The sequence below is a fragment of the Streptomyces sp. WMMC1477 genome, from assembly GCF_027460245.1.
Lineage (GTDB): Bacteria > Actinomycetota > Actinomycetes > Streptomycetales > Streptomycetaceae > Streptomyces.
Genome location: NZ_JAPZBD010000003.1, coordinates 1,861,260 through 1,886,325, shown reverse-complemented (window position 1 = coordinate 1,886,325; position 25,066 = coordinate 1,861,260). Strand labels below are relative to the sequence as shown.

20 protein-coding genes, 1 tRNA gene and 1 pseudogene are annotated in these 25,066 nt (G+C 71.5%); 11 read left to right on the top strand and 11 right to left on the bottom strand.

Annotation, left to right across the window (positions count from 1 at the left end):
- Positions 1 to 72 precede the first annotated feature (72 nt).
- The 4 genes from O7609_RS08590 to O7609_RS08575 all read left to right on the top strand — a co-directional run bounded on the left by O7609_RS08590 (position 73) and on the right by O7609_RS08575 (position 7,625).
- The gene (locus tag O7609_RS08590) at positions 73 to 3,027 is read left to right on the top strand and encodes a lantibiotic dehydratase (protein ID WP_269743361.1); all 2,955 of its coding nucleotides are present in this window, start codon (positions 73 to 75) and stop codon (positions 3,025 to 3,027) included.
- Entirely contained in the window at positions 3,024 to 4,298 is a 1,275-nt protein-coding gene (locus O7609_RS08585; protein ID WP_269743360.1) for a lanthionine synthetase C family protein, read from the top strand. The genes O7609_RS08590 and O7609_RS08585 overlap by 4 nt, the downstream gene beginning before the upstream one ends.
- Before the next feature lie 21 nt (positions 4,299 to 4,319).
- Positions 4,320 to 6,401 carry a methyltransferase, FxLD system gene (gene fxlM, locus O7609_RS08580; protein ID WP_269743359.1) on the top strand — a complete coding sequence of 694 codons (2,082 nt, stop codon included), beginning with the start codon at positions 4,320 to 4,322 and terminating at the stop codon, positions 6,399 to 6,401.
- Positions 6,402 to 6,491: 90 nt separating this feature from the next.
- Positions 6,492 to 7,625 (top strand): hypothetical protein, encoded by a 1,134-nt coding sequence (locus O7609_RS08575; protein WP_269743358.1) that lies wholly within the window; start codon positions 6,492 to 6,494, stop codon positions 7,623 to 7,625.
- Positions 7,626 to 7,631: 6 nt separating this feature from the next.
- On the opposite strand, the gene O7609_RS08570 is transcribed toward O7609_RS08575, so the two are convergent.
- The 5 genes and pseudogenes from O7609_RS08570 to O7609_RS08550 all read right to left on the bottom strand — a co-directional run bounded on the left by O7609_RS08570 (position 7,632) and on the right by O7609_RS08550 (position 13,438).
- Positions 7,632 to 9,347 (bottom strand): relaxase/mobilization nuclease domain-containing protein, encoded by a 1,716-nt coding sequence (locus tag O7609_RS08570; protein ID WP_269743357.1) that lies wholly within the window; start codon positions 9,345 to 9,347, stop codon positions 7,632 to 7,634.
- On the bottom strand, positions 9,344 to 9,913 hold the full coding sequence (locus O7609_RS08565) for a MobC family plasmid mobilization relaxosome protein (RefSeq protein WP_269743356.1): 570 nt from the start codon (positions 9,911 to 9,913) through the stop codon (positions 9,344 to 9,346). Before O7609_RS08565 ends, O7609_RS08570 begins: the two co-directional genes overlap by 4 nt.
- A 345-nt stretch (positions 9,914 to 10,258) precedes the next feature.
- On the bottom strand, positions 10,259 to 11,098 hold the full coding sequence (locus O7609_RS08560) for a DUF2637 domain-containing protein (RefSeq protein WP_269743355.1): 840 nt from the start codon (positions 11,096 to 11,098) through the stop codon (positions 10,259 to 10,261).
- A gap of 545 nt (positions 11,099 to 11,643) precedes the next feature.
- A pseudogene (locus O7609_RS08555) lies at positions 11,644 to 12,974 on the bottom strand (DUF3631 domain-containing protein).
- A 233-nt stretch (positions 12,975 to 13,207) separates the two neighbouring features.
- Complete coding sequence (locus O7609_RS08550) at positions 13,208 to 13,438, bottom strand: hypothetical protein (protein WP_269743354.1); 231 nt, start codon at positions 13,436 to 13,438, stop codon at positions 13,208 to 13,210.
- Between the two features lie 94 nt (positions 13,439 to 13,532).
- On the opposite strand from O7609_RS08550, the gene O7609_RS08545 reads away from it, so the two are divergent.
- On the top strand, positions 13,533 to 14,222 hold the full coding sequence (locus O7609_RS08545; RefSeq protein WP_269743353.1) for a helix-turn-helix domain-containing protein: 690 nt from the start codon (positions 13,533 to 13,535) through the stop codon (positions 14,220 to 14,222).
- Positions 14,219 to 15,892 carry a site-specific integrase gene (locus O7609_RS08540; protein WP_269743352.1) on the top strand — a complete coding sequence of 558 codons (1,674 nt, stop codon included), beginning with the start codon at positions 14,219 to 14,221 and terminating at the stop codon, positions 15,890 to 15,892. The genes O7609_RS08545 and O7609_RS08540 overlap by 4 nt, the downstream gene beginning before the upstream one ends.
- A 47-nt stretch (positions 15,893 to 15,939) precedes the next feature.
- Here O7609_RS08540 and O7609_RS08535 read toward each other — a convergent pair.
- Positions 15,940 to 16,012: transfer RNA gene (locus O7609_RS08535), tRNA-Arg, on the bottom strand.
- A gap of 156 nt (positions 16,013 to 16,168) precedes the next feature.
- On the opposite strand from O7609_RS08535, the gene O7609_RS08530 reads away from it, so the two are divergent.
- Both O7609_RS08530 and O7609_RS08525 read left to right on the top strand, forming a co-directional pair.
- Positions 16,169 to 16,777, top strand: a complete 609-nt coding sequence (locus O7609_RS08530; protein ID WP_269743351.1) for a TetR/AcrR family transcriptional regulator — start codon at positions 16,169 to 16,171, stop codon at positions 16,775 to 16,777.
- Positions 16,778 to 16,842: 65 nt separating this feature from the next.
- Complete coding sequence (locus tag O7609_RS08525) at positions 16,843 to 18,345, top strand: MFS transporter (RefSeq protein WP_269743350.1); 1,503 nt, start codon at positions 16,843 to 16,845, stop codon at positions 18,343 to 18,345.
- Between the two features lie 91 nt (positions 18,346 to 18,436).
- On the opposite strand, the gene O7609_RS08520 is transcribed toward O7609_RS08525, so the two are convergent.
- The 3 genes from O7609_RS08520 to O7609_RS08510 all read right to left on the bottom strand — a co-directional run bounded on the left by O7609_RS08520 (position 18,437) and on the right by O7609_RS08510 (position 20,940).
- A complete protein-coding gene (locus O7609_RS08520) occupies positions 18,437 to 19,228 on the bottom strand; it encodes a lysophospholipid acyltransferase family protein (RefSeq protein ID WP_269734354.1) in 792 nt (263 codons plus the stop codon).
- Between the two features lie 38 nt (positions 19,229 to 19,266).
- The gene (locus tag O7609_RS08515) at positions 19,267 to 20,187 is read right to left on the bottom strand and encodes a GNAT family N-acetyltransferase (RefSeq protein WP_269734353.1); all 921 of its coding nucleotides are present in this window, start codon (positions 20,185 to 20,187) and stop codon (positions 19,267 to 19,269) included.
- A gap of 171 nt (positions 20,188 to 20,358) precedes the next feature.
- Positions 20,359 to 20,940 (bottom strand): GNAT family N-acetyltransferase, encoded by a 582-nt coding sequence (locus tag O7609_RS08510; protein ID WP_269734352.1) that lies wholly within the window; start codon positions 20,938 to 20,940, stop codon positions 20,359 to 20,361.
- Between the two features lie 202 nt (positions 20,941 to 21,142).
- Between O7609_RS08510 and O7609_RS08505 the strand changes: the two genes are divergently transcribed.
- A complete protein-coding gene (locus tag O7609_RS08505) occupies positions 21,143 to 22,153 on the top strand; it encodes a sigma-70 family RNA polymerase sigma factor (protein WP_269734351.1) in 1,011 nt (336 codons plus the stop codon).
- A gap of 221 nt (positions 22,154 to 22,374) precedes the next feature.
- On the opposite strand, the gene O7609_RS08500 is transcribed toward O7609_RS08505, so the two are convergent.
- A complete protein-coding gene (locus tag O7609_RS08500) occupies positions 22,375 to 23,376 on the bottom strand; it encodes a P1 family peptidase (RefSeq protein ID WP_269737072.1) in 1,002 nt (333 codons plus the stop codon).
- A gap of 224 nt (positions 23,377 to 23,600) precedes the next feature.
- Between O7609_RS08500 and O7609_RS08495 the strand changes: the two genes are divergently transcribed.
- Together O7609_RS08495 and O7609_RS08490 are read left to right on the top strand one after the other, a co-directional pair.
- Positions 23,601 to 24,218: an AMP-binding protein gene (locus tag O7609_RS08495; RefSeq protein ID WP_269734350.1), complete on the top strand. Its 618-nt coding sequence runs from the start codon at positions 23,601 to 23,603 to the stop codon at positions 24,216 to 24,218.
- The gene (locus tag O7609_RS08490; protein ID WP_269734349.1) at positions 24,215 to 24,430 is read left to right on the top strand and encodes a hypothetical protein; all 216 of its coding nucleotides are present in this window, start codon (positions 24,215 to 24,217) and stop codon (positions 24,428 to 24,430) included. Before O7609_RS08495 ends, O7609_RS08490 begins: the two co-directional genes overlap by 4 nt.
- Before the next feature lie 9 nt (positions 24,431 to 24,439).
- On the opposite strand, the gene mscL is transcribed toward O7609_RS08490, so the two are convergent.
- Entirely contained in the window at positions 24,440 to 24,952 is a 513-nt protein-coding gene (gene mscL, locus O7609_RS08485) for a large conductance mechanosensitive channel protein MscL (protein WP_269734348.1), read from the bottom strand.
- Between the last annotated feature and the right edge of the window lie 114 nt (positions 24,953 to 25,066).

Here is a 25,066-nt window from a genome sequence, read left to right as displayed (position 1 = left end):
GCCCGGCCCTCACTGCCGTTTCCTCCATGTCCTGACCTCGACGACCGCTCGCCCAGTGGTGCGTCTGCCTGTGTGGCGTGGCTACGCGCGGCCTGGGCGGACAAGGACGTCGCCGAGGCCCTCCGGTACTCCAGCCCGGTCCTGGCCGCGCAGGTAGAGGCCCTGTGCACGGCCGAGCACCCAGCCCTCCGGGATGTGCAGCGCGCGGCGCTGTCCGTGGCCCGCTACCTGCTGCGCGCCCAACACCGGGCGACGCCCTTCGGCCTGTTCGCCGGCGTGGCCACCGCGGAGTTCGGCCCCCAGGCGCGGGCCGACTGGGGCGAGGAGCACGTGGCCGTCGGCCGTGCAGGGGCAGAGTGGTTGGCGGCCCTGGTCGAACGGCTGGAGTCGTGCTCGGACCTCCTCGAGAGGCTGCCCGTCGTTGTCAACAACACCGTGACGTACCGGGGTGACCGGCTCATCGTGCCGTTCCAGCCTGACGTCCAGGACGACCGGACTCGCGCGGTCGAGGCGTCTTTGGCCCTGACCGGACCGGTGCACGCGGTCCTTGCCGCGAGCAGGGCGCCGATCCGGTTCGGCACCCTCGTGGACAAGCTCCAGACGGAGTTCCCCGGGGCCGGTCCAGAGAAGGCACGTCAACTGCTGGCGGAGCTGATCAGGCGGCGGGTGCTGATCACGGGTCTGCACGCTCCGAGCACCGAGACCGATGCCCTCGGGTATCTGGTGGACCAACTCGACGCCGTCGACGCTGGAAGCCTCGCCCCGGTCGCGGAGACCGTACGCGAACTCCGTGCCATCCGGGTGGGCCTGGAGGAGTGCGCCACGCACGGTGGCCGGGACAGCGTCGCGGCGCGGATGCGAGACCTCGTCCCGGGCCTGCGTCGCCATCCCGTCGCGCTCGACCTCCGCCTGGATGCGCGGCTCGTTCTGCCGGAAGCGGTCGCCCGAGAGATCGAGCGCGCCGCTCTCGTCCTGACCCGCTTGAGTATCCGCCCGTACGGGACCGCCGCCTGGAACGAGTACCACCAGCGGTTCTACGAGCGGTACGGCATCGGCACGATGGTGCCGCTCGCGGAGGTCGTCGCGGACAGCGGCACTGGCTATCCCGACGGCTACCCAGGCGCTCCGGCCGGCGCACGCAGGCCCCGCGTCTCCGGTCGGGATGACGCCCTCGTAGGGCTGGCTCAGACCGTCGCGCTCGACGGCCGTGACGAAGTGATCCTCACGGACGAACAGATTGAGGCGCTGGGCGTGGGTTCCGACGAGCCTCGGCTGCCGCCGCACTTGGAGATCGGGGTGCGGGTGTACGCGGCCAGCCTGGCGGAGTTGCAGCGTGGGCATTTTCGGCTGGAGATGGTGAGCGTGTCCCGTGGTATCGGCGTCTCCACGGGCCGGTTCCTCAGTGTGCTGGCTCCCGCCGACCGCGAGGCCCTGACCGCCGAGCTTGCCGACCTCCCGGCCGCAGACGGCAACACCATGCCCGCGCAGGTTTCATTCCCGCCCCTGTTCCCCGCGAGCGCCCACGTCACTCGCGCCCCACAGGCCCTGCCCACTGTGATCAGCTTTCAGGAACACCGCGCCCCGCAGGACACCGTCCTCACCCCGGAGGACTTGGCCGTGGGGTGCGACGGCCGCCGCATGTACCTCGCTGTCCCTGAGCGAGGCCACCGCGTGGAGGCCGTTGGGATGCACGCGCTGAACCTGCGCGCCCACACCCCGCCGCTGGTGCGGTTCCTCACCGAACTGTCCCGCGCCCAGTGCGCGCAGGTCACCGTCTTCGACTGGGGCGCCGCAGCGGCGATGCCGTTCCTTCCACGTCTGCGGTACGGCCGGATCGTGCTGGCCCCGGCACGCTGGCGTCTGGAAGCGTCCGAACTGCCCGGCCATGTCCGCCCTCGGGCTGAGTGGGACGCCGCCCTCAGCGACTGGCGTGCCCGGCGGAGGCTGCCGCGCCGCGTCCATCTCGTCGAGGACGACCGGCGCCTTTTCCTCGACCTCGACGAGGCCGGCCAGCGTGCGCTCCTGCGCAGGCACCTCGACCATTCGCGCCTCGCCGTGCTCGTCGAGGCCCCGGAACCGGAGGCGTACGGCTGGTGTGGCGGGCGAGCCCACGAGGTCGTAGTTCCGCTCAAGGCGACCCGACCGCCGACGTGGCCACCACTGCCCGCCCCCAGCCGGGCCCGTGCCCTGTCTGCGGCCCAGACGCAGACGCCCGCCGCTTTCTCTGTTCTCCTGGCCGCCCTGTACGGCGATTCCAGACGCCAAGACGACTTGCTTTCCAGGCACTTGCCCGGCCTCCTCGAACAACTCGGCAACCCACCGTGGTGGTTCATCCGCTTCCGCGACCCGGACCAGCATCTCCGCGTACGCATCGCCCTCCCCGGCCGGGAAGCCTTCGCCGACACGGCCCGAACGGTGAGCGCCTGGGCTGACGAGCTACGAAGCATCGGCCTGCTGGCCGACCTGCGCTATCCCACCTCCTACCGGGAGATGGGCCGCTGGGGCTCCGGCGCCGCATGGGAGGCCGCCGAGGAGGTTTTCCGGGCGGACTCGCGCGCCATCCTGGCCCAACTCGCGCAGCCACAGCACCCCGGACTGCGCACGCTAGTGGCGGCCCACACGGTCGCCATCGCCTCCGCGTTCCTCGGCAGCACCGCAGCCGGGATGCGGTGGCTGATCGACCACATCCCGCCGACAGCCCCCGCTCCCGTTCCTCGCCCGCAGTTCACCGATGCCGTACGGCTCGCCGACCCGAGCGACGACTGGGCGGGGCTGCGCCGTGTCCCGGGCGGGGACGCCATCGTGTCGGGATGGGGCGACCGGGATACGGCGCTCGCCGCGTACCGGCCGCACCTGCCCGGCCCGGACACTCAGGGCATCGCCGTCGATGACGTCCTGACCTCCCTGCTGCACGTCCACTTCGTGCGCCACGTCGCCGTGAACTTCCCGGAGGAAGAGGTGTGCCTCTACCTGGCGCGCGCCGCCGCCCTGGCCTGGACAGCCCGCACCAGGGGGAGGGCTTCGTGACCGTCCACCCCGTGCTCGGCCTGGTCGATGCCATCGCCGCCCAACTCGCCGATCCCGACACCGTGCCCCTCGGCTCCAGGACGCTGTCCTCGGACCGGCAGCATCTTGCTTACGGCCCTCCCGGAATCGCGCTGCTGCACATCGAGCGGGCCGCGAGCGGCCTCGGCCCGTGGCACCACGCCCACGCCTGGCTCGCCGCCGCCTGTCGGCAGCCGCTCACCAGCGGCCCGGACAGCCACCCGTTCTACGGGGCGCCCGCCTTCGCCCACGCCGTGACCTGTGCTGCCGACCACCTTCCCGGCTCCTACCAGCGAGCCCTCGACGCGATGGACGGACAGATCGCCGTCAACGTCGGGCGCCGTCTCGATGCCGCGCACCGCCGCATCGATGCCGGACGCCTGCCGCAGCTCGCCGAGTTCGACGCCATCCGGGGCCTCATCGGATACGGCGCCTACCTACTGCGCCGAAACCCCGGCAGCTCCACGATGCGCGCCGTTCTCGACTACTGCGTGCGCCTCACCGAACCGATCACCCACCACGGCGAGACCCTGCCGGGCTGGTGGACGGAGACCGGTCCCTCCGGCAGCCCGGATGACCAATTTCCCGGCGGACACGCCAACACCGGTATGGCGCACGGCATCGGCGGCGTGCTCGCGCTCCTGGCCCTCGCCGCTCGGAACGGCTCCGTGACCGACGGGCACCACGCGGCACTGCACACCATCCTGACCTGGCTGGACCGCTGGAAGGAGAAGGCCGACGGCGGGCCGGTCTGGCCGTACTGGGTCACTCGAAGCGAGCTGAGCAGGGCGCGTCTCGCCCCGTCCGCGCCCCGGCGACCGTCTTGGTGCTACGGCACCGCCGGCCTCGCCCGCGCCCAGCAACTTGCCGCGCTCGCCCTCGGCGACACCCGACGCCAGATCGACGCGGAGAACGCGCTCGTGGCCGCCCTCACCGATCCCGACCAGCTGAAGGCCACAACGGACAACGGCCTCTGCCACGGGTTCGCCGGCCTCGCCCACGCTGCCGCGCGGACGGCCGACGACGCCCACCCCTCAACCGCGGGAAAACTCCGAGTCGCGATCCCAGCCCTCCTGGCTGCGGTCATCCCACCGGGCACCGACCCCGAACTCATGGCCAAGGCGCTCATCCAGGACCAGCAAGGCAGCTCCGGCCTCCTCGACGGGGCCGCTGGCATAGCCCTGGTCCTCCTCGCGCCCAGCACCGCCGCACCACCCCGGTCCGCCTGGGACGCATGCCTCCTCATCGCTTGATCCACCAACCGAAGGACCCTTATGCCTCCCGACCGCTGGCAGCAGCACAACATCACCTTCGTCGACCGCGAGATGGCACGCCACACCATCGCCGGACGCCTCGGCCCCGCCCTGATCGAGGCCGAGGCCGAAGGGCAGCTCACCGGCTGGTGGTTCATGAACAAGCAGCCCTGGCCGCTGCGTTACCTCGCCGACAAGCCCTCACCAGCCATCGAGGCGCTTCTGAGCGATCTCATCGGCGACGGTGTGGCCGTGTCGTGCCTGCCCAGCATCTACGAGCCCGAGACCGACACCTTCGGCGGACCCGAGGCCATGGACGCGGCCCACGAACTGTTCCACAGCGACTCCCGCCACCTGCTCACCTACCAGCCGGGCCCGATGCACTTGGGACGCCGGGAAACCGCCATCCTGCTCGCGAGCGCCATGATGCGCGGCGCTGGACTCGACTGGTTCGAACAGGGCGACGTATGGGCGAAAGTCGCAGCCCTTAGACCAGCCACCAATCCACCACCACGCGAACGAGCCGTTGAACTGACCTCGCCCGTGCAGAAGTTGATGACCGTGGATGCCTACAGCCTCTGCTGCCCGAACGGTCCACTGCACAGGTATGACGAGTGGGTCACTGCCTTCGAACGGACAGGAGCCACGCTCGCCGACCTCGCAGGCCGTGGCGCCCTCACCCGCGGCCTGAGAGCCGTCATCGCGCACCACGTGATCTTCCACGCCAACCGCGCCGGTCTCCTCCGGGACGACCAGAGCGCCCTGTCCCACATCGCACGAGAGGTAGTCATGGGAACGAGTGACCACACCGAGTCGCCCACCGAGGCAACGGCCGACATCGATAGCGTCAGCGCGGTGAACACCGATACGATCACCACCCCCACGGCGGACGCCGAGCGCCTCCGCAACGCCTTGGTCGACCAGCTCCGCGCGGACGGACACGCCCGCACGCCCGCCGTCGAGACCGCGCTGCGGACCGTGCCCCGCCACGTGTTCGTGCCCGACGCGTCGCTCGAAGACGCCTACGCCAACGCGCCCGTGCACATCAAGTACGACACCGACGGCACCTCCATCTCCTGCGCCTCCCAGCCAGGCGTCGTTGCCCTCATGCTGGACCAGCTCGAAGCCCAGCCCGGCGAACGCATCCTCGAACTCGGCGCCGGCACCGGATACAACGCCGGTCTCCTCGCCCACCTGGTCGGCGAGAGCGGACACGTGACCACCCTCGACGTCGACGAGGACCTCGTGGAAGGCGCCCGTGCGCACCTCGCCGCCGCAGGGATCACGAACGCCGAGGCCGTGACCCGCGACGGGGCACTCGGCTACGCCGAAGCAGCGCCGTACGACCGGATCATCGCCACAGTGGGCGCGCACGGCGTGCCGCACGCCTGGCTGCAGCAGCTCGCCCCCGGCGGCCGGCTCCTCGTCCCCCAGCGCCTCAAGGGCACGGTGTCCCGCTCCATCGCCTACGAGCAGCGTGACGGCCGGTGGGTGTCCCTCGGCAGCGAGATGAACACCTTCATGCCGCTTCGGCGGGGCATCGCCGACGACGACCGCCGAGTGATCCCGCTCAGCACGGACGGCACCGTACGACTCCAGGCCCCCGCCGGGCTCAGCATCGACGCCGATGCCCTCGCAGGTGTGCTTGACCAGCCGCGCGCCGAGGAGTGGACCGGCATGACGGTCCGCGCCATGGAGTCACCGGAATGGATGGAACTGTTCGTCACCTGCTCCCTGCCCTCCGGCCTGATCCGGATGCTGTTCCCCCAGAGCGCCAAGGGCACTCTGCTCACCGAGGACCCCTACCCCTCGTCGACCGCGGTCGTCGACAATGGTGCCGTCACCTACCTCGCCCGGCGCCTTTCGAAGGAGCAGACCCCCGAGGGCGACAAGCTCTGGGAGTTCGGCGTCATCGGCCACGGCCCCGGCAGCGACGAACTGGCCGCGAAGGTCGCCGACATCATCCGCTCCTGGGATCACGACTACCGAGGCCGTGAGGCCACGTTCGAAATCCAGCCCCTCGACACCCCCGCCATCGAGCAGCGCCCCGGCTTCTTCGTCCTCGACACCCCGCTGAACCGCATCGTCGTCGACTGGCGATGACGCACCACGCGTAGCGGACGGTGCCCGTCGGTACACGGCTGGCGGGCACCGTCGCCTCAGCAATCCTTGCTTTCAACCCGGGGGAGATCCATGGACCCGCACGGCCTCACAGCCCAGCGCTTCCCGCTCGTCGCCCGATTCCGCCCCGCCTGCCGGCCCCTGCCTGAACGTGTGCGTGCACTCGTCGACCTGGCCGACACCGCGGTGAGGAAGGCCGACCAGGGTCTCGCGTCGGCCTTCTACAACCAAGCCGCGCTCCTCGCCTCCGACCTCGACCTTCCCGACCTCGCCCGCGAGATGTGCCACCAGCACGCCGTCGCCTACCTCTACGCCTGCCCCCTGCCCGGCATGAGCGCAATCCGAGGACTGGAACCGGTCATCAACCTCGCCCGCCTCCAGATCCGCGCCGGCCACGCCGATGAGGGGCGTCAGCGACTTCTCGACCTGTACAGGGCCGTGGAGACCGGCACAGCGGCACGGTTCGAGGGCGTCACCGTACCTGCGTACCTCACAGCGACCAGCGAAGACCGCCAGGAAGTTCGCGCATGGCTGTGGCGCGTCCTCCTCGCAGATGGCACGCGCACCCTCACCACCGAGGGGCGATGGGCCGAGGCCCTGGCGCACATCGAAGCCCACCATGGCATCGGACAGCGGATGCTCGACGGTCGGCAGGTCGCCGTACTCGCCGCCCTCGCTGCGAACGACACGGCAGGGGCTGCTGGTCTCCTTACCGACACGAAGCCTGGCGACCCGTGGGAACAAGCCGTCACGGCATGCCTGACCGTCCTGTGCCGCCGTGACGCCGGGCAGCCGATCGACAGCCACCTGGCCGACCTGGTGACGGCCTACTCCGGACGGAAGACCGAACCCGGGATGACCGTCTTCGACACCCGCCTCGGACTTACCGTCCTCGACGCGATCGGGTCCGCCGAGGCGTCCGCCGCGCACCGCATCGTCGAGGACCTCCACCGCAGGACGACGGACGCCGAGGACGGCTACGCGGTCCGAGAGAATTTGGCTCACCCCCTGTTCGCCGAGATCGCCACGGACCGGCAAGTACACGACTGTCGCGCGCTGGTGCGGGCCTGCGCCCTCGGCACGGGGGTCTTCCCGGACGAGCTGCGAGGAGAACTGACGTCGGCTCTGCGCGCCAGCGACAGCGTGATCCGGGAAAGCCTCACACGTTCCTCCGATACCAGAGGAACGCAACCCCTGCGGGCCTGACGGTCCCTATCGGCGCTGTCGGCGCTGCTGTTCGGTAGGCGTCGTAGCCGTCGGCGGAAGCTGACCGTCGTGGGTTTGCCGGACGCGGATTGATCCTGCGAGGGTGGAGCGGCGGCGGGCGGCTTCGGCTCGGCGGTTGGGTGCTGGGTTTCGGCCGGTGTGCTGGATGCGGGTGATCAGGACGCGGGCGGGCTGTCGTGCGGTGGTCAGCTCACGCTGGGCAGCGGCTTCCTTGAGGAGCTGGTGGGGTTGGTGGCCGAGGGCTTCGGCGTCGGCGAGGACGGTGGCGAGCGCGGGCCAGGCCGGGTCGGTGAGGATGCGCTCGGCGTGGTCGGGGACGGCTGCCCGCACATCGCTGGCGAGGACGCGCCGGGCTTGATTCCTGGGTGGGCGGGCTGTGAGTTCGGCGAGCGTCGGGGCGAGGGCTCGGTCGGCAGCTGTCTGGAGGTGCTGGACGGCCTGGCGGGCGGAGTCGGCCTGGTGGGCGTGGTTCTTCGCTTCGTGCCAGCGCGCGGCGACGATGGTGGCCCAGACGAGGGCTGCGGCCAGGGCGGCCAGGGCGCTGCCGTCGGGACCGGTGGCGGTGTGGACGGTGTCGCGTGCCGCGCTGCGCAGGGCGTGGGCGGCTCGGTCTTCCGCCCGGATCTGGGAGCGCTGGGCCCGGGCGAACGCCTTGGAGGCGGCGTGGAGTTCGGCCTGCAGGTGGGCGGGTGCCGACTGGGCGGTGGCTTCAAGAAGTTCGCCGAGGGCGGTGATGCGAGCCTGGGCGTGGGCGTCGTCGGCGAGGTCGGTGTGCAGGGTGTCGAGGGCGTCAGCGGCTTGATGCCACGGGCTGCTGGGGTGGATGCGGCGGGCGGTGGGGTGTTCCTCGGGTCGGCTGGATTTGAGACGGGCCTTGATTTTGGGCAGGGAGAGGTCGGGGGAGATCTTGCTTCCGGGGTGGTAAATCTGCTCGCCGGTCTCGTTGACGTCGCCGGGGCGGCCGGCGGCGTAGCCGAGAAGGTCTCCTGACGGGCCGCGCCGGACCTGGACCTCGACGCCGCTGGCTTGTAGGTAAGCGATGAATTCCTCGGCGTTGGTCACGTGGGGGATGGCGGCGCGGATGCGGTCCTGGAGCCACTCGGGGCTGGGCTGTTGCCAGCCGAGGCGTTCGGCCTTGTGCATCTCGGCCTGAGTCGGGCGACGGCTTCCGGTTCCGTCCCCTTTCTTCAACTGCCGTAGCCCGTATTCCTTCTCGATCTCGCGGCAGGCGTCACCGACGCGCACGCCGCTGCCGTGGAGCTTGGGGCGGCGGCCGTCTTCGCGAACGGTGGTGGCGAGGATGTGGATGTGGTCATCGGCATGGCGGACGGCGATCCAACGGCAGCCCAGGTCATCCCCGGCCGGAGCGATGCCAGCCGCCTGGACGATGCGCTGCGCGATCTCGCCCCACTCGGCATCGGAGAGGTAACGGTCCTCGGGGGCGGCACGGACCGGGCAGTGCCAAACATGGTCGGCGACCGGCTTGCCGAACTCGCCGTTGCGTAGCCGTACGGGTGCGTCGAGGTGGCGGGCGAGTTCGGTGAGGGTGGCGTTCTCGTCGCGGCCGGGGTCGGGCATGCCGAGCATCGCGAAGCCGGCCACGATGTGCGGGTCGAGGTGTTCGTCGTGGTCGCCGGGGCCGTAGAGGTAGGCGAGCAGGCCGCGGGTGTTGGCCCCGGTCGGTTTGATGGCTGCGATCACGCGGCTGCCTCCGTCTCCGGGTCGGCGGGCTTGCGCAGGGCTTCGGCGATCAGCTCCAGCAGGTCGTGGAGTTCGATGAGGCGTTGGCGGATGTCGGGTGGGGTGTGGTCGCTGTTGAGGGCGCGGGCGATCTGGTTGATGTTGACGCCGATCCGGTTGAGCTGGCGCAGGACCTGAGCGCGGAAGACGTGGGTGCGGCGGCGGTCCTCGGACAGAGGCAGGTTGGCGGTGAACCGGCCGGTGATGAAGGCGAGGACGATGTCGGCGGCGAAGCCGGAGTCGCCCCTGTAGCCGTGCTCGGCGGCGGCCTCCTGGAGACGGGTGTGCTCGTCGCCGGTGAAGCGCAGGGGGCCGACGCGGACGACGCGCTTGGTGCCGGTGAAGCGGCGGATCGTGGGCTGCACGCTCTTCACGACCGGCTCACCGCCGACGCTCTCGGCGGTGTCGGCGGCGCGTACGGGGCGCAGGGTCTCGCATTGGACGGTGTGGAGGGTGTCCGCGTCGGGGCCGCTCTCGGCCCCGACGTCCTGGCCTGGCGCCCCCTGGTGCTGGGCCGTCTCCGCCACCCCCGGGGCGGAGACCCCCGAAGACCGGCCTTGAGTCGGACTTGGGGTACTACTGGCTCCGCCCGGGGCAGGTCGTCCGAACGCGCGGCGCCAACGGTCCATCAGCGTAGGGGACTTCGTCAGCGGTTGCGGATCATCGGGAATGTGGTCGGGGCGGCACCGGTCGTGCGTCATGGACGGTTCTCCAGAGCGGGGTGGGGAGGGAGTGCGGGTCACGGCGGAGATCAGATGGAGTTCGGACGGCTGCCGCCGTATCCACAGGTGTGGACGACCGTGCGTTACACGGGGCAGCGGCCAGCGGGCCGGGTGACCGGAAAGGTTCCGGTCACCCGGCGGCGGTTCCGGTCAGCCGCCGGGCCGATCGGTCTCGGCGGAGGCTTCGAGTTCGGCGCGGAGGATGTCCATCACCTCAGTCAGCCGCTGGCTGCCGACCGTCAGCCCTTTGTCCTCAACCGCCGCGCGGACGACGGCCCGGGTGAGCTTGCCCTGCTCAGCGGCAGCAGCCCGGCCGATCTCCACGAGTTCCTCAAGAGGAGCCCCGGGCGGACGGCCACCGCGCACCTTGCCCGCCGCAGCGGAGGCGGGCGATTCCGGCGACTGGACGGATGCAGCGGCCGACAGCCCATCGGCCGGGACGGGCTGAGTCAATAGCTCGGCAGGCCCGACGCGCCCATCCGGAACCTCGCCGGACCGGCCGACCGCGACGGCCAGGGCCTCGTCGAGGTGGACGGATGCGGTGACCGGCGGCTCCGGCACCTGCACCGAATCGGGGCCCGATGGGTCGACATCAGGCTGTGCGACGAGCGCTTGGATCTGCCGCATCAGCACGCCGAAGGCCACCATCGCGGCGGCCGGGGGAACCGCGGCGACCACATAGTCGAGCAATGGGACGCTGCTGGCGTCGCGCGTGCCGGTCACCCCGGCCACGTTGAGCCCGATCGAGCCGACCGATCCGATAACGGTCACGCCGATGGCCCACAGGTCGGTGACGCGGCGCAGGCCCGCACGGAGCATGAGGAGTTCGCCCGCGACGATGAACGCGTCCAGCGTCGCGGGCCACGCCCATCGGCGGGTCGGTGAGTCGCGGAGTCCGTGTTGGGCGGCGACCTCGGCCAGGTGGGCGTAGGAGAGCCAGAACGCACCGGCGGTAAGGGCCACGATGACGATGCCGGCCGCGCGGAGCACGTACTGCTCCGCAGTCGGCTTCGTCTTCGCTGGTTGCCTCTGACCGGGCTGGTCGTCCAGCGGCGGGCGGTCTCGGTGACGGGACATGAGAGGGACCTTCAAGCGGGGTGCTCCTGGGGTAGTGGTGTGGTGCGTCTTTGCCGTTGCAGGCGCAGGTCACAGCGGGTACGGCAACCGCCTCGGCCTTCCGTCCTGGCGGGTGGCGTCGACGTCTTGCTCCGACTCGGAGCAAGACGTCGACGCGTCCTGGCGGGCCTGGTGCCGGTGTGGCCGTGCCCCGGGCCGGGACGGTGGCGTTGCGTCTTCCGTCCCAGCGGGCGTTGCTGTGACCTGCGCTGATACGGCAGGACGGCGGGGGACGGCGCAAGACGGATGCGGGCAGCCTCTTGCGGCAGGGCTGCGATCGCGGATCGCATTGCCGTCTTGACCCCGGTTCCCGTCTTGCCGGTATACCGTTTGACCTGCGAGATCACGGCAAGGACGGCAGGGACGGCAACAAGGGGGGCGGAGTTCAGCCCGCGTCGAGTTCGCCGGGCAGAGGGCGTTCACTCAGTGAACGGCGGGTGGTTCACCGGGCGGGCCGCCTGGGTGTCCACTGAGTGGATGGTGGGGCAGTACCGGCTCCAGGCATCGAGGAACTTGTTGCGCATGTAGCCCTTGCGCTGAGTCCGGTCCGCCATGCGCACGTTGCCGGGCCTGATCTCGAACTCGCGCAGCATCCTGCCCAGCTCGCGGGCGGTCAGCCCGCCCCGCCCCCACTCCGCCCACGGAGCCTCCGCGTCTTGGCGCAGGTGGTGGAGGAGTTCCGCGGTGGACAGGCTCTCCACCTCACGCTGGGCGTAGAACACCCGGCGGATATCGGCGAGAATCCGCGCCCCGCTCGGGTGGTCCTCCTCGGCCGCCACTTCGGCGGCGACCATCCGCGCGCACGCGAGGCGCGCCCGCCGGGGCCAGTGCCCGCCAGCCAGGTCGGCGACGATGACCAGGGGCTCCCAGGTGTCCGCGGCACGGTCCTCGACCGGCATCTCCGGCTCCAGGTCCGCGGCCTCGTCCAGCAGGGGCCTGGCCCACGCGGCGATACGGTCGCGCAGATCGTGCAGGGCCGGGATGTCACGACGGGAGCGGAAGGGCTTGACCTTCTCGCCCTCGGCCGGCGCCGCATCCGGATCACCACCGACCGGTCCATAACCGTGTCGGGCAGCTCGCCGATCCCCGCGATGGCCGCCATGGCGAAGGTCGCGAAGCGGTGCGGGGTGTGGTCGTTGCCCACCACCCGGGTCACGTAACGACCCCGCTGGTGGCCGGCGTTGAGCAGGCCGCGCGTCTCCTCGTTCTTCTCCGCGACCTTCGGGCCGAAGATGGTGTCCGCCTCGTCCACCAGGAGGGTTGGCGGGTTGTCCTCGGAGATCGATCGGAAGATGGCCGCCGGGGTGGTGTTGATGGTGAGCATCGGTTCGTGGACCGTCTCGGTCAGCACGTCCAGGAGCCGTGACTTGCCGCACCGCTTCGCCGGCCCCACCACCGCCAGGCGCGGGGCGTGCTGCCACGAGGGCTGCATGTGCGTTGCCGCCACCCACAGGGTGATCGCGTCCAGGGCTTCCGGGGAGGGCGGGATCACGAACTGGGCGATCTGCCCGTGCAGTTCGTCCAGCAGCTTCGAGCCGTGGGTCGGCTCCGCGTCGGGTATCTCCACGAGTTCGCTCGGCGTCTTGGCCTCGTCGGCGCTGCGGGCGTCGTCCGCATCACCGGTGGGGCTCGGATCGGCGTCGTCGGCCTGCGTGGAGTGCAGGTGGGCGCCGGGTCGGCCGGGGATGGCTGCTGCGGGCCAGACGGCCTGGGCGGGGGCGGAATAGGGCTCGGGGTTCTCGGGTTGCACTCGGCAGCTCCTTGTCTGGCGGTGGCGGGCTGGCATGCCCTGGCCGCCGGGTCGGTTCACATGGGACTGGTGGGGAGTCATCGGGCCTCCGGCGTTGCACCGCCGGGGGCCCACCCTTTTCTCGCGGGCGCCAGGCCATCGCGAGGGAACACGGACGGTACGTCCACGCCCGGCAACAGTCCAGCGTTTCTGTGTCAGCTCAGCGCAGAACCGTCTGCTATGGTTCCCCGCTCTCACGCGGCCAGGCCCAACAGAACCAACAGGTCTGCGGTCACCACCCGGTAGGCGTTGCCCAGCCTCAGCACCTTGCACGGGTACTGGCCTCGCTTCGCCAGCTCGTACCCCTTGCTCCGCCCCAGCCCCAGCGCCCGGTTGCCCGTCTCCAGGTCAACAGCGGCGGGAAGCTCCAGCAGCTCCTCGCGGCTCATGCCCTTCGCCCGGCCGACGGGTTCGTTCTCGCGCATACGCGCTCCATCCATGACTGAGCCCTCGGCGAACACGGCGATCGCGCTCGTCTCCCGGCCATGGAATCAACGTTAGGCAAGTTAATGTGTCTTCATGACACAAACCCGTTCCGACCATGGATACGAAGAAGACACCGAGGCCGACGACCTCGAATGGGAGGACCACGTCATGGCCACCGTGGCCGGCGAGGTCCGCAGACGACGGAAGGAACTGCGGTGGAGCGCACAGGATCTGGCCGACAGATGCGAGGAGATCGGCTACCCGATCCCCCGCAACGTGATCGCCAACATGGAGTCCGGCCGCCGCGCCGTCCTCCCTCTGGTCGAGGTCATGGTCTTCGCCAAGGCCCTGCGCATGTCCCCGATCAGCCTGATCTACCCCGTCGGCTACGTCGACGAGGTCCGCCAACTCCCCTACGAGGAACCGCGACCGGCCTGGGACGCCCTGCAGTGGTTCACCGGCAGTTCGGCTGCCGATGACGCCACCGACTACATGCTCGACCACTTCCTGGCCCACGACCTCGAACTCCGCTCAGCCTTGGCCGCCGTGGAGAGTGAGGACTACGAACGCTGGAAGGTCAAGACCGCCCCCAACCGCGTCCAGCGGGAAGCAGCCGAGCGCGCCTTGGCCCGGTACGCCGATCAGGCCGCCAACGCCAAGCACGAACTACGACGCCACCGCGACGCCATCCGCGAAGCCGGCGGCACTCCACCCCACCTGCCCTCGCAGCTTGACGACGTCGACCCACCCGGTACCGACCCCACCGAGGAGAACGATCTTTGAAGGGTTCCACCCACCGCCGCTGCTACTGCCGCGACCCTCACACTGGCAACCCGCTCGGCAAGAAATGCCCCAAGCTCTCCGGCCGCAAGCACGGCTCGTACTCCATACGCCAGGAGCTTCCGCCCCGCGAAGACGGCACCCGCCGCTCCTTCAGCCGCGCCGGCTACGACTCCCTCAAGGCCGCCCAGGCGGACCTCGACCACGTGCGCGCGCTCGTCGGCCTGGCCGACGCCGACGACTCCGAGGGCCTGGCCCAGATAGCCGAGTTGTTGGAGAAGGTGGCCGACGATAAGGCCCCGCTGCCGAACATCGAGGCCACCCGCAGGCGCCTCAGCCACGGCCTTGACCTGACGAGCAGGCTCACGGTCGGCGAGTGGCTGGACATGTGGCTGGCGGGCAAGAAGGGGCGGCAGAGCGCCATCAGCCGCGACGAGAGCAACATCCGTGTCCACCTCAAACCACGGATAGGGCACTACCGGCTCGACCGCCTCCGGGTCGCCCACCTGTCGGAGATGTTCGAGGCCATCGCCGAGGCCAACGTCGAGATCGCCGAAGGCAACGCAGCCCGCCGCAAGGCGTTCGAGGACCTCGCCGAGATCCCCTGGAAGGGCCGCGAGCCCCGAGCCCGCCGCAAGGCGATGAGGGAAGCCATCGCCGAAATGGAGCCCTATCGCCGCATCGTGGGACCGGCCACACGCCAGCGCGTTCGCTCCACGCTGCGGGCTGCACTGAACGCTGCGATCGCCCAGCAGTTGATCACCTTCAACCCGGCCGCCCACGTCGAATTGGAGGCGGGCAAGCGGCCCAAGGCTCTCGTGTGGACCGAGGAGCGCATCCTCCACTGGAAGCGCACCGGCGAGAAGCCGTCGTCGGTGATGGTCTGGACGCCGGAGCACACCGGCCTCTTCCTCGACCACGTCGCGGAGGACCGTCTGTACGCCCTCTTCCACCTGATCGCGTTCCGCGGACTGCGACGGGGCGAGGCATGCGGCCAGAAGTGGACCGACACCAACCTGGACGCCGGTCTCATCACCGTCGCCAAGCAACTCGTCGTGGACGGCTGGGAGGTGTACGAAGACGACCCCAAGACTGACGCTGGCGCTCGGACCATCGCGCTGGACTCCGACACGGTCCAGGCCCTCAAGCGGCACCGCGCCCAGCAGGACAAGGACCGCAAGGAGTGGGGGAGCGCCTGGGTGGAGACCGGACGCGTCTTCACCAAGGAAAACGGCGAGATGCTCCACCCCGCCAACGTCACACGGCGGTTCATCGAGCTGTACGAGGAGATCGACCTCCCACCAGTCCGGCTCCACGACCTCCGCCACGGTGCCGCGACCCTCGCCCACGCGGCCGGGGCCGACCTGAAGGACATCCAGGAGATGCTCGGCCACTCCTCGATCACCATCACGGCCGACACGTACACGAGCCTGCTCCCCGAGGCGGACCTCGCCATCGCCGAGGCCGCTGCCCGGCTCGTACCGCGCGCCCGCGTCACCTCCGCGAACACCGCTCCCGCGGCGGAGCCCAAGCCCGAAGACGCGGAGCATCCCGGCCCGGAGTCCGTGCCGGATGATGCTGATCCGTTGGGAGAAATTTCGGAGATCAACTCTCCGTCCGCTCACGCACCGCTCACGCAAACGGCCCCGGACGAGAAGTCCGAGGCCGAGTAAGAGCCCTCCCTGGGGGATAAACCCCAGGTCAGAGCGGTAACGCGTTGTGCCCCCGGCAGGATTCGAACCTGCGACACCCGCTTTAGGAGAGCGGTGCTCTATCCCCTGAGCTACGGAGGCCGGGGTGTGCCGGGGCCAGTGTAGCGGCCGGGTGGCGGGGGAGGGGAACGCGGGGCGTGGGGGCGGGTGACGCAGGTCACCGGGGGTGCGGGAAATAAGTGGGGAACAGGTCCCCGTTTGTGGTTGTGTTGGAGCTGACCGAAAGGGGGTGCCGGTATGCGGGCCGACGCGCTGCGCAACCGGGAGCGGATCGTGGACGCCGCCCGGGAGCTGTTCGCCGAGCTGGGCGCCGAGGTGCCGCTCGATGAGGTGGCCCGGCGGGCCGGGGTGGGCAACGCGACGCTGTACCGGAACTTCCCGGACCGGGGCGCCCTCGTGCTGGGGGTCGTGCAGCGGGTCACGGACCGGATCGCCGAGCGGGCCGAGCGAGCGCTGGGTGACGCGGGTGACCCGTTCGAGGCCCTGTGCGGTTTCGTGTCCGGTGCCGTGGAGGAGCGGATCGGGGCGCTGTGCCCGCTGATCACGCAGACGGTCGACCACGAGCACCCCGAGTGGGTCGCGTCGCGGGACCGGTTGCAGGTGTTCGTCGACGCGGTGCTGGTGCGGGCCCAGGAGGCCGGGGCCGTGCGGACGGACGTGGCGGTGGGGGACCTGCTGATGGCGCTCAGCCAGCTCAGCCGGCCGCTGCCGGGCACCGGTTGCGGGCGGTTCGAGCCGTTCATGGCCCGGCACATCCAGCTATTCCTCGACGGTCTGCGGGCCCCGGCCGGCTCCGAACTGCCGGGCTCCCCGGTGACCTTGGAGGCCCTGCGGCAGCCCGAGTGACTCCGGCTCTCTCTCCGTTCTCTTCCCGTTCTCTTCCCGTTCGTTCTCTCTAGGGGGATTCCGTGGTGTCCGACGCGCCGCCCATCCAACCTGATCCGCAGCGATGGAAGGCCCTGGCCTTCATCGCCACCGCCCAACTGATGGTCGTGCTGGACGCCACCATCGTGAACATCGCACTGCCCTCGGCCCAGCAGGACCTGGACATATCCGAGGCCAACAAGCAGTGGGTCATCACGGCCTACGCGCTCGCCTTCGGTGGGCTGCTCCTCTTCGGCGGTCGCATCGCCGACCTGTGGGGACGTCAGCGGACGTTCGTGACGGGGCTGATCGGCTTCGCCCTGGCCTCCGCGCTGGGCGGCATGGCCGTCAACCAGGGCATGCTGTTCGGCGCCCGGGCCCTGCAGGGCGTGTTCGGTGCCCTGCTGGCCCCGGCGGCGCTGTCGCTGCTGTCGGTGATGTTCACCGACGCCAGGGAGCGGGCCAAGGCCTTCGGCATCTACGGCGCCATCGCGGGCGGCGGCGGTGCGATCGGCCTGATCCTCGGCGGCGTCCTCACCGAGTACCTGGACTGGCGCTGGACCTTCTACGTCAACATCCCGTTCGCGGCCGTCGCGGCCGTCGGGGCGGTGCTGTTCATCCGGGAGCCCGCGGGTGCCCGGAACCGGTCCTCCCTGGACATCCCCGGGGTGCTGCTCTCGACCACCGGTCTGGTCGCCCTCGTGTACGGCTTCACCCGGGCCGAGGAGTACGGCTGGACGGACGCGGGGACGCTGGGGACGTTCGCGGTGTCCGGTGTGCTGCTCGTTGCCTTCGTCGTCACGGAGGCCCGCACGAAGGCGCCGCTGCTGCCGCTGCGCGTGGTCGCCGACCGCAACCGCGGCGGCGTGTACCTCTCCCTCGGTCTCGCGATCATCGCGATGTTCGGTCTGTTCCTCTTCCTCACCTACTACCTGCAGTTGGTGAAGGGCTACAACGCGATGACGACCGGCTTCGCGTTCCTGCCGATGATCGCCGGCATGGTGACCGGCTCCACGCAGATCGGCGCGCGCCTGATGACGCGGGTGCGGCCGCGGTTCCTGATGGGGCCCGGGTTCCTGGTGGCCTCGCTCGGCATGCTGCTGCTGACGCGGCTCGACCTCGACAGCTCCTACGCGACCCTGATCCTTCCCGCCCAGCTGCTGCTGGGCCTGGGCATGGGAACGGCGTTCATGCCGGCGATGGCGCTCGCGACGCACAACGTGCGGCCCCAGGACGCGGGGGTGGCCTCCGCGATGGTCAACACCTCGCAGCAGGTGGGCGGTGCGATCGGTACGGCCCTGCTGAACACCATCGCGGCGAGTGCCGCGGCGTCCTACGTTCCCTCGACGAAGGTCGTGGGCGACGTCCGGATGCTCGCGGTCGTGCATGGCTACACGACGGCGATCTGGGTGGCGTTCGGCATTCTGCTGGGCGCCTCGGCCCTGGCCTTCACACTGGTCAACGCCCGGGGCCAGCAGGGCGGTGGCCCGGTCGCCGGGAGCACGAAGGGCGCGGACGACCCGGAGCCGGTGCCGGTGCTGGCGCACTGACGACGGCGGGGAGCGGGGCGGCACCGGCGCACGGCTGGTGCCGCCCCGGCGCGCGTTTCCGCCGCGCTTCCGGCGGTGTCCGGGCGGAGGGTCAGACGTGAACGGGTACTTCGGCAGCCGGGCGAGACGGCGGGGCGGGGTCGGCCATGGAGGCCTGGGCGAGCCGGGCCAGCTCCCGGCGGTCGAGGCCGGCCGACGGGAGCGGCGGGTGCGCCCGGACCGTGATGGCGAGCCCGGCGCACCGCGCGACGTGGCGCAGCGACGTCGGGAACGACGACTCGCCGACGTAGGCGGGGACGGTGCTCGGCTCGCCGTACTGGCGGTAGCCGAGGGTCACCGCCTGTACGGGGGCGCCCGCGTCGATGGCGGCCTGGAAGGTGGCCCGGCGGAAGGCGCCGCCCGGCGCCGTGCACCAGGTGGTGGCCGCGGGGAAGAGGGCGAGGGGCCGCCCGTTGCGCAGGACGGCGGCGACGTCCGCGACGACGTCGGGCAGCGTGCGGACGGCGTCCCGGTCGATGAACAGCGTGCCGGCCCGCCGGGCGAGCCGTCCGAGCACCGGCCACTCCGCCACCTCCCGCTTGGCGAGCAGCGGGGTGGGCGCGGCGGCGAGCAGGGCGACGGCGTCGAGCCAGGAGATGTGGTTGGCGACGATCAGCGTTCCGGGGCCGTCGGCCGGACGGCGGGGACCGAAGCCGGGCAGGGGCGCACCGGAGACCTCCAGGGCGATGCCCAGTGAGCCGAGCACGCCCCGGGCCCGGTCGCGCAGCAGCACCGGGTCGGCGAGCCCCTCGCCGTCGCGGGCCGCCCGCCCGACCGTCGCGCCGAGGGCGGACAGCCGCCGGGCGGCGGTCGCGGCGGACACCGTCCGGGTGGCGCGCCCCACGCACCTCGCCGTGCACGACGAGGTGACGCGCCAGAGCGTCACCGCTCTGCCCCGCTCGCCGTCTCGCCGAGGAAGTAGCGGCGGTAGCGCTCGTTCATGCGCGCCATGTCGAGCAGCGTGAAGAAGTCGGCGGTGTGGAACTCGGGGTCGTGGGCCGGGGGTCCGCACAGCCAGGCGCCGACGCGCAGGTAGCCGCGCAGCAGCGGCGGCAGATCGGTCGGCGAGGTGCGTTCGGGGGCCGGCGCGACGGGCCGCCAGGGCTGTCGCGGGGTGACGCGCAGCGAGTCGGGGGCGGCGTGCCTGCCCTCGGCGAGCCGCCAGGCGGTGTGCGCGGCCCGGCCGCCGTCGGAGAGGGGCACGGAGGCGCAGCCGGCGAGGTAGCGGTGGCCGGAGAGCAGGACGTAGCGGGCCAGCGCCGACCAGAGGAGGTTGATCACGGTGCCGTTGCGGTGGTCGGGGTGGACGCAGGAACGGCCGGCCTCGATCAGCGTCGGACGCAGGGCGGTGAGCGAGGCCAGGTCGAACTCGCTGTCGGAGTACAGCCGCTCGCTGCGGCCGGGCGGCACCAGCCGGTAGGTGCCCACGATCGTGTGGGAGCCGCGCTCCGTGACGACGAGGTGGTCGGCGATCTCGTCGACATCGTCGATGTCGTGGCCTGCGAGCGGGGTGTGGAGCCGGGCGCCCATCTCCTCGGCGAAGACCTGATGGCGCAGGCGCTGTGCGGCGCGGACCTGCTCTGTCGTGTGCGCGACGGACGCCTCGTAGCCGTCCGAGTCCGGCTCGGTGGCGCTCGCGAACTGCGCGTTCGCCGGTTGGGTGTTCGCAGGGTGGGTGTTCCCGAGGTCGTTCGCGTCGTGCGGGGCCGCGTCCTGGAGGGCGGCGCGGTGGGGGGCGGCGACGGCATGCGTCCCGTCATGGCGGGTGTCATGCGAGGTGGCACGCGTGGATGTCGCGGGCATGGTGACTCTCACTTCCGTGGCGTCCCGGGGACGAAGGACCAGGGCGCGCGGAGACCGCGGGCCCTGCCGTGCAGGCTGTCCGCGTCGGTCGGGAGGACGTGCCGGGCTCCCGCGACATAGGGGTGTTTCCGGCGCGCGGTAGGGGGGTGCGGGCGGTTCGGTTCGGCGCCGTTAACCCGGCAGTGACTTCTCGTACCAGGCGACGTCCCAGTAGCGGCCGAACTTCCGCCCGGCCTCGCCGAACGTCCCGACGTACCGGAAGCCGAACCGGGTGTGGAGACGGACGGAGGCCTCGTTCGGGAGCGCGATGGCGGCGAAGGCGCGGTGGACGTCCCCGTCGGCGAGCTCGGCGAGGAGGCGGCGGTAGAGGAGGGAGCCGACGCCGCGCCCGACGGCACGCGGGTCGAGGTAGACGGTGACCTCGACGGAGCCCGCGTAGGCGGGCCTGGCCCGGAACGGGCTGCTCGTGGCGTAGCCGAGCAGCCGGCCGGGGGCGGGGACGGGAACGGGGGCCGAAACGGACGCGGCGGCGCGGCGGCCGTCTGACGCGGAGGCGCTCTCCTCCGCAACCAGGAGCCGGTGGGGGCCGTCCTTGGAGTAGGACAGCAGCCACGGACGTCGCTCGTCGGGGGTGAACGGCGTCAGGTCGAAGGTGATCGGCGTCTCAGTGACGTAGTGGTTGTAGAGCGTCGTCAGGGCGTCGAGGTCCTCCTCGTCGCCCGGCCTGACCTGCACCTCTGCCGGGCCTGCCACGCGTCCCCCTCCGAGCTGTGGCGGGCCAGGATACTGCATGATCAAAAAAACGGCGGGCAAGTTGGGAATTCTGTCCTGATTCGACTCGTTGAGATGTTCGGAAACGGTTACCCGGTCAGGCAGGACGGAAGTTCCGGGCGTCCTCAGACACGGGTGTCCGGTCCGCCACCGCCCAGCAAGTGACACACGCAAGGGAGAGCGCATGGCAACCCGTGCCGTCGCCCGTCGTCAGCAGCCCGCCGTCGAAGGTGCTGAAGCGGCGAACAGTGCGCGCGTAGGCGGCGATGTCGCCGACCGTGACCTGGTCGGCATGTACCTCGACGAGATCGCCCGCACGCCTCTGCTGGACGCCGCCAGAGAGGTGGAACTCTCGCTCGCGATCGAGGCCGGGGTCTACGCCCGCCGCATCCTGGAGGGTGCGGAGGAACCGCTCGCCGGCGGCGCCGGAGAGCAGGCCACGCGCGAGGAGCTCGAGGCCGTCGTAGCCGAGGGCGAGCGGGCGAAAGACGTCTTCATCCGGTCCAACCTGCGCCTCGTGGTCGCCGTCGCCCGCCGGTACCCACGCAGTGGCCTGCCCCTGCTCGACCTGATCCAGGAGGGCAACGCGGGCCTCGTGCGGGCCGTGGAGAAGTTCGACTACACCAAGGGCTTCAAGTTCTCCACCTACGCGACGTGGTGGATCCGTCAGGCGATCACCCGCTCCATCGCGGACCAGTCGCGCACGATCCGGCTGCCCGTGCACCTCGTCGAGGAGCTCGGCCGTATCCGGCGCGTGCAGCGGGAGTTCGGCCGTGAGTACGGGCGCGAGCCCGAGGCGACGGAGATAGCCGCCGAGCTGGGCTCCTCGCCCGAGCGCGTCACCGACGTGCTCGACTGGGCCCGGGACCCGGTGAGCCTGAACATGTCCGTGGACGACGAGGGGGAGACGCAGTTCGGCGACCTGCTGGAGGACACCTCGGCGATCTCGCCCGAGCAGTCCGTGCTGACGCTGCTGCGCAGCGAGGAGCTGGAGAGCCTCATCGGCCGGCTCGACAACCGGACGGCCTCCATCATCCGCGCCCGCTACGGGATCGAGGACGGTCGCGAGCGGACGCTGACCGAGGTCGGCAAGCAGCACGGGCTGACCCGCGAGCGGATCCGCCAGATCGAGAAGCACGCGCTGCTGGAGCTCAAGCGCATGGCTCGCGACACCGGTTTCGACGCGGCTGCGTAACCGGCGGCTGGACGCGGCGCGCCCCGGGCGGGAGGGCTCCTCCCCCGGGCCCCGTCGGGCGGTGTCAGGAGCGGCGCATGGCCGGTGGTGGTGTGCGCCCGGGCAGCCGGGCCGCACCCGCGCCAGCCGCCGCCCCCACCGTCGCCTGCCGCACCTGAGGCGACCGGTCCTGAGTGGACCGGTCCCCCGGGCCCCCTCCGGTCGCGACGTGACGGCCCGGCTCAGGGCAGGTCGTAGAGGTCCCGGTAGGCGGGGATCTCGCCCTGCGCCGCGCTCACGGTCTCGGCGGCGAGCACCGCCTTGACGATCGCCCGGGTCAGCGTGTCGGCCCCGGCGGCCAGGACCGCGTTCAGCTCCGCCGGGCCGGCGGGCTTCCGGCGGCCAGCGGAGAGGGCGAACACCGTGTCCCCGTCGTGCATGAGGTGCGCGGGACGGACGGCCCGTGCGAGCCCGTCGTGGGCGCACCCGGCCAACTTCTGTGCCTGCGCCTTGGTGAGCGCGGCGTCCGTCGCGATCACGGCCAGTGTGGTGTTCAGCGGCGGCATGCCGAGCACGGCCCGGGCGCGGTCCAGCCGCTCGCCGGCCGCCGCGTGCCGCTCGGCGTCCGGAGTCGTGTACCGGCCCGCGAACAGCTCGCCGTAGAGCACGCCGGACTCCGGGTCCAGCACCGAACCGACCGCGTTGACCACGGCCAGCGCGGCCACGGTCGGCCCCGAGGGCAGCCGTGTCGAAGCCGTGCCCACGCCGCCCTTGAGCCCGGCCGTCACCGCCCCCGTGCCGGCACCGACGTTCCCCTGTGCGACCTCGCCCCCGCTCGCTCTCGCGTCCTCGGCGGCGGCCCGTCCGAGGGCGGCGTCGGGACGGGCCCGCCAGTCCCCGCCGCGGCCCAGATCGAAGAGGCACGCCGCCGGAACGACCGGCACCACCTGCGCCGGGTCCGGCCCGACCGGGACCCCGCGCCCCTGCTCCTCCAGCCAGCCCGCGACCCCCGTCGCGGTGTCGAGCCCGAAGGCGCTGCCGCCCGTGAGTACGACGGCGTCGACGCGCTGCACGACGTTGCGCGGGTCCAGGGCGTCCGTCTCGCGCGTCCCCGGCCCGCCGCCGCGCACGTCCACGGCGGCCACCGCACCGCCCCGGGGCGCGAGCACTACGGTGGTGCCCGTGAGCCACCCGTCGCCGGCGCGCTGGGCGTGACCCACGCGCATCCCCGGCACGTCGGTCAGCGCGTCGCGTGGGCCCGGCTCCCGCCGGTCTCCGGCCGTCGCCCGGCTGGGCCGAGCGTGCGGTGTGTCGCCTGTGCCGCGCGGGGCGGGACGGGATGGTCGCCTGATCTCGGTTTCGTCAGCCACGGAACATGGGTACCAGCTCCCGCGGCGCGGGGGACGGTGCCGGGGGCGTACAGCGAACGTTGATCAGACGTTCATGCGTGCCCCGGACGCTGGACGGCATGTCGGCGGATCAGCAGCAGAACAGCAGCCCTCTCGCGTCGTCCCCTCCCGGCTTTCCGGGGCTTCCGGCCTTTCCGGAGTTCGGTTCCGCGGGAGGCCCGGGGTGGGAGGCCGGGCACCCGGCCGCCGAGACCGGCCGCAACGGCGGGCGAGGCCACGAAGGCGAGCGGTCGCGGCCCTCCACCCCGCCGCCGACGGCCGAGTACCTGCATCCGCGGCTCCTGGGCCAGGCACGGCTGGCGGCCGGCGCCCTGCGCCGGCTCGGGGCCGTCTCGGGAGAGCGCGTGGCCGTGCTCATGCCGATGTCCCCGGAGTCGGTCGTGGTGACGATGGCCTGCGGGCGACTGGACGCGCTGCGTGTGACCCTGCCCATGGGAGCCCCGGAGCCCACCCTGCGCCAGGCGCTCCGGGAGGCCGGAGCCCGGATCCTGGTCGTCGCCGACGCCTGTGAACACGACGGGGCGCTGTACCCGGCCAAGCAGCAGGCCGACCGGGTTTTGGCCGACTGCCCCACGGTGCGCTCGGTGATCGTCGTGCACCACGTCGCGCGGCCGGTGCCCTGGGTGCCGGGGCGCGACCTGTGGTGGCACCAGGCCCTGGATAGGCTGGGACCATGACCGCATCGCAGGACCCCGCCCGCCGGCCGGACGGGACCGAGCCCGGCGCCCCGAGTGATCCGGCGGCCGCGCTGGACTTCGGCGATCCGCTGAGCCGTCCCGGCACGGACGACACGGATCACGGCTGGGGCGGATCGCCGTCGGCGACGACCGCAGATGCGGCGGCCGATCTGGCCCGGTTCCTGGACGAGAAGCCGCCGCACCACATCTGAGGTATCCGCTCAGGAACCCCGGTTCTGCCCGCCGTCCCGGGGCGCGGCGACGACGGCCTCCTGGCGCGGCTCGGAGCCGTCGCGCTGCGTGACGAGAGCGTCCCGGATCTCGGAGAGGACGTCCAGCTCCGTCTTCGCGGGCGGGGTGTCGTCCACGGGCTGACGGGCGGCGACCCGCTGCTTGTAGCGGTTCATCGGCATGATCATGAGGAAGTAGACGACGGCCGCGGTGATCAGGAAGGTGATCGACGCGCTGATGACCGAGCCCCACTTGATGGTGATGCCGGCGATCGCCTCGCCTGTCTCCGGGTCCACCACGCAGGGGGACTTCAGGCAGGACTCGTAGGCGTCCAGGTCCTTCGGCCCGATCGCACCCACGACGGGGTTGATGACGCCCTCCACCACGGCGCTCACGATCTTGGTGAAGGCGGCGCCGATGACGACGGCAACGGCCAGCTCGACGACGTTGCCCCGCATCAGGAATTCCTTGAATCCCGCCAGGGCGCTCTGCTTCTCGCTCAAGGGACTGCCTTTCTGTGCATGCTGACGCACACGCTCGGGGGTGGGGCGCGGCGTGCGCCGGAGTGCAGGCTTCCGCAACACCGCACCCGGCACGCTGCACGAGCGCCGTCCCGC

Bases quoted from the DNA above. Each gene is read 5' to 3' on its own strand.
- fxlM (WP_269743359.1), top strand. From the start codon at position 4,320: ATGCCTCCCGACCGCTGGCAGCAGCACAACATCACCTTCGTCGACCGC.
- O7609_RS08575 (WP_269743358.1), top strand. From the start codon at position 6,492: ATGGACCCGCACGGCCTCACAGCCCAGCGCTTCCCGCTCGTCGCCCGA.
- O7609_RS08550 (WP_269743354.1), bottom strand. From the start codon at position 13,438: ATGCGCGAGAACGAACCCGTCGGCCGGGCGAAGGGCATGAGCCGCGAG.
- O7609_RS08545 (WP_269743353.1), top strand. From the start codon at position 13,533: ATGACACAAACCCGTTCCGACCATGGATACGAAGAAGACACCGAGGCC.
- O7609_RS08530 (WP_269743351.1), top strand. From the start codon at position 16,169: ATGCGGGCCGACGCGCTGCGCAACCGGGAGCGGATCGTGGACGCCGCC.
- O7609_RS08515 (WP_269734353.1), bottom strand. From the start codon at position 20,187: ATGCCCGCGACATCCACGCGTGCCACCTCGCATGACACCCGCCATGAC.
- O7609_RS08505 (WP_269734351.1), top strand. From the start codon at position 21,143: ATGGCAACCCGTGCCGTCGCCCGTCGTCAGCAGCCCGCCGTCGAAGGT.
- O7609_RS08495 (WP_269734350.1), top strand. From the start codon at position 23,601: ATGTCGGCGGATCAGCAGCAGAACAGCAGCCCTCTCGCGTCGTCCCCT.
- O7609_RS08490 (WP_269734349.1), top strand. From the start codon at position 24,215: ATGACCGCATCGCAGGACCCCGCCCGCCGGCCGGACGGGACCGAGCCC.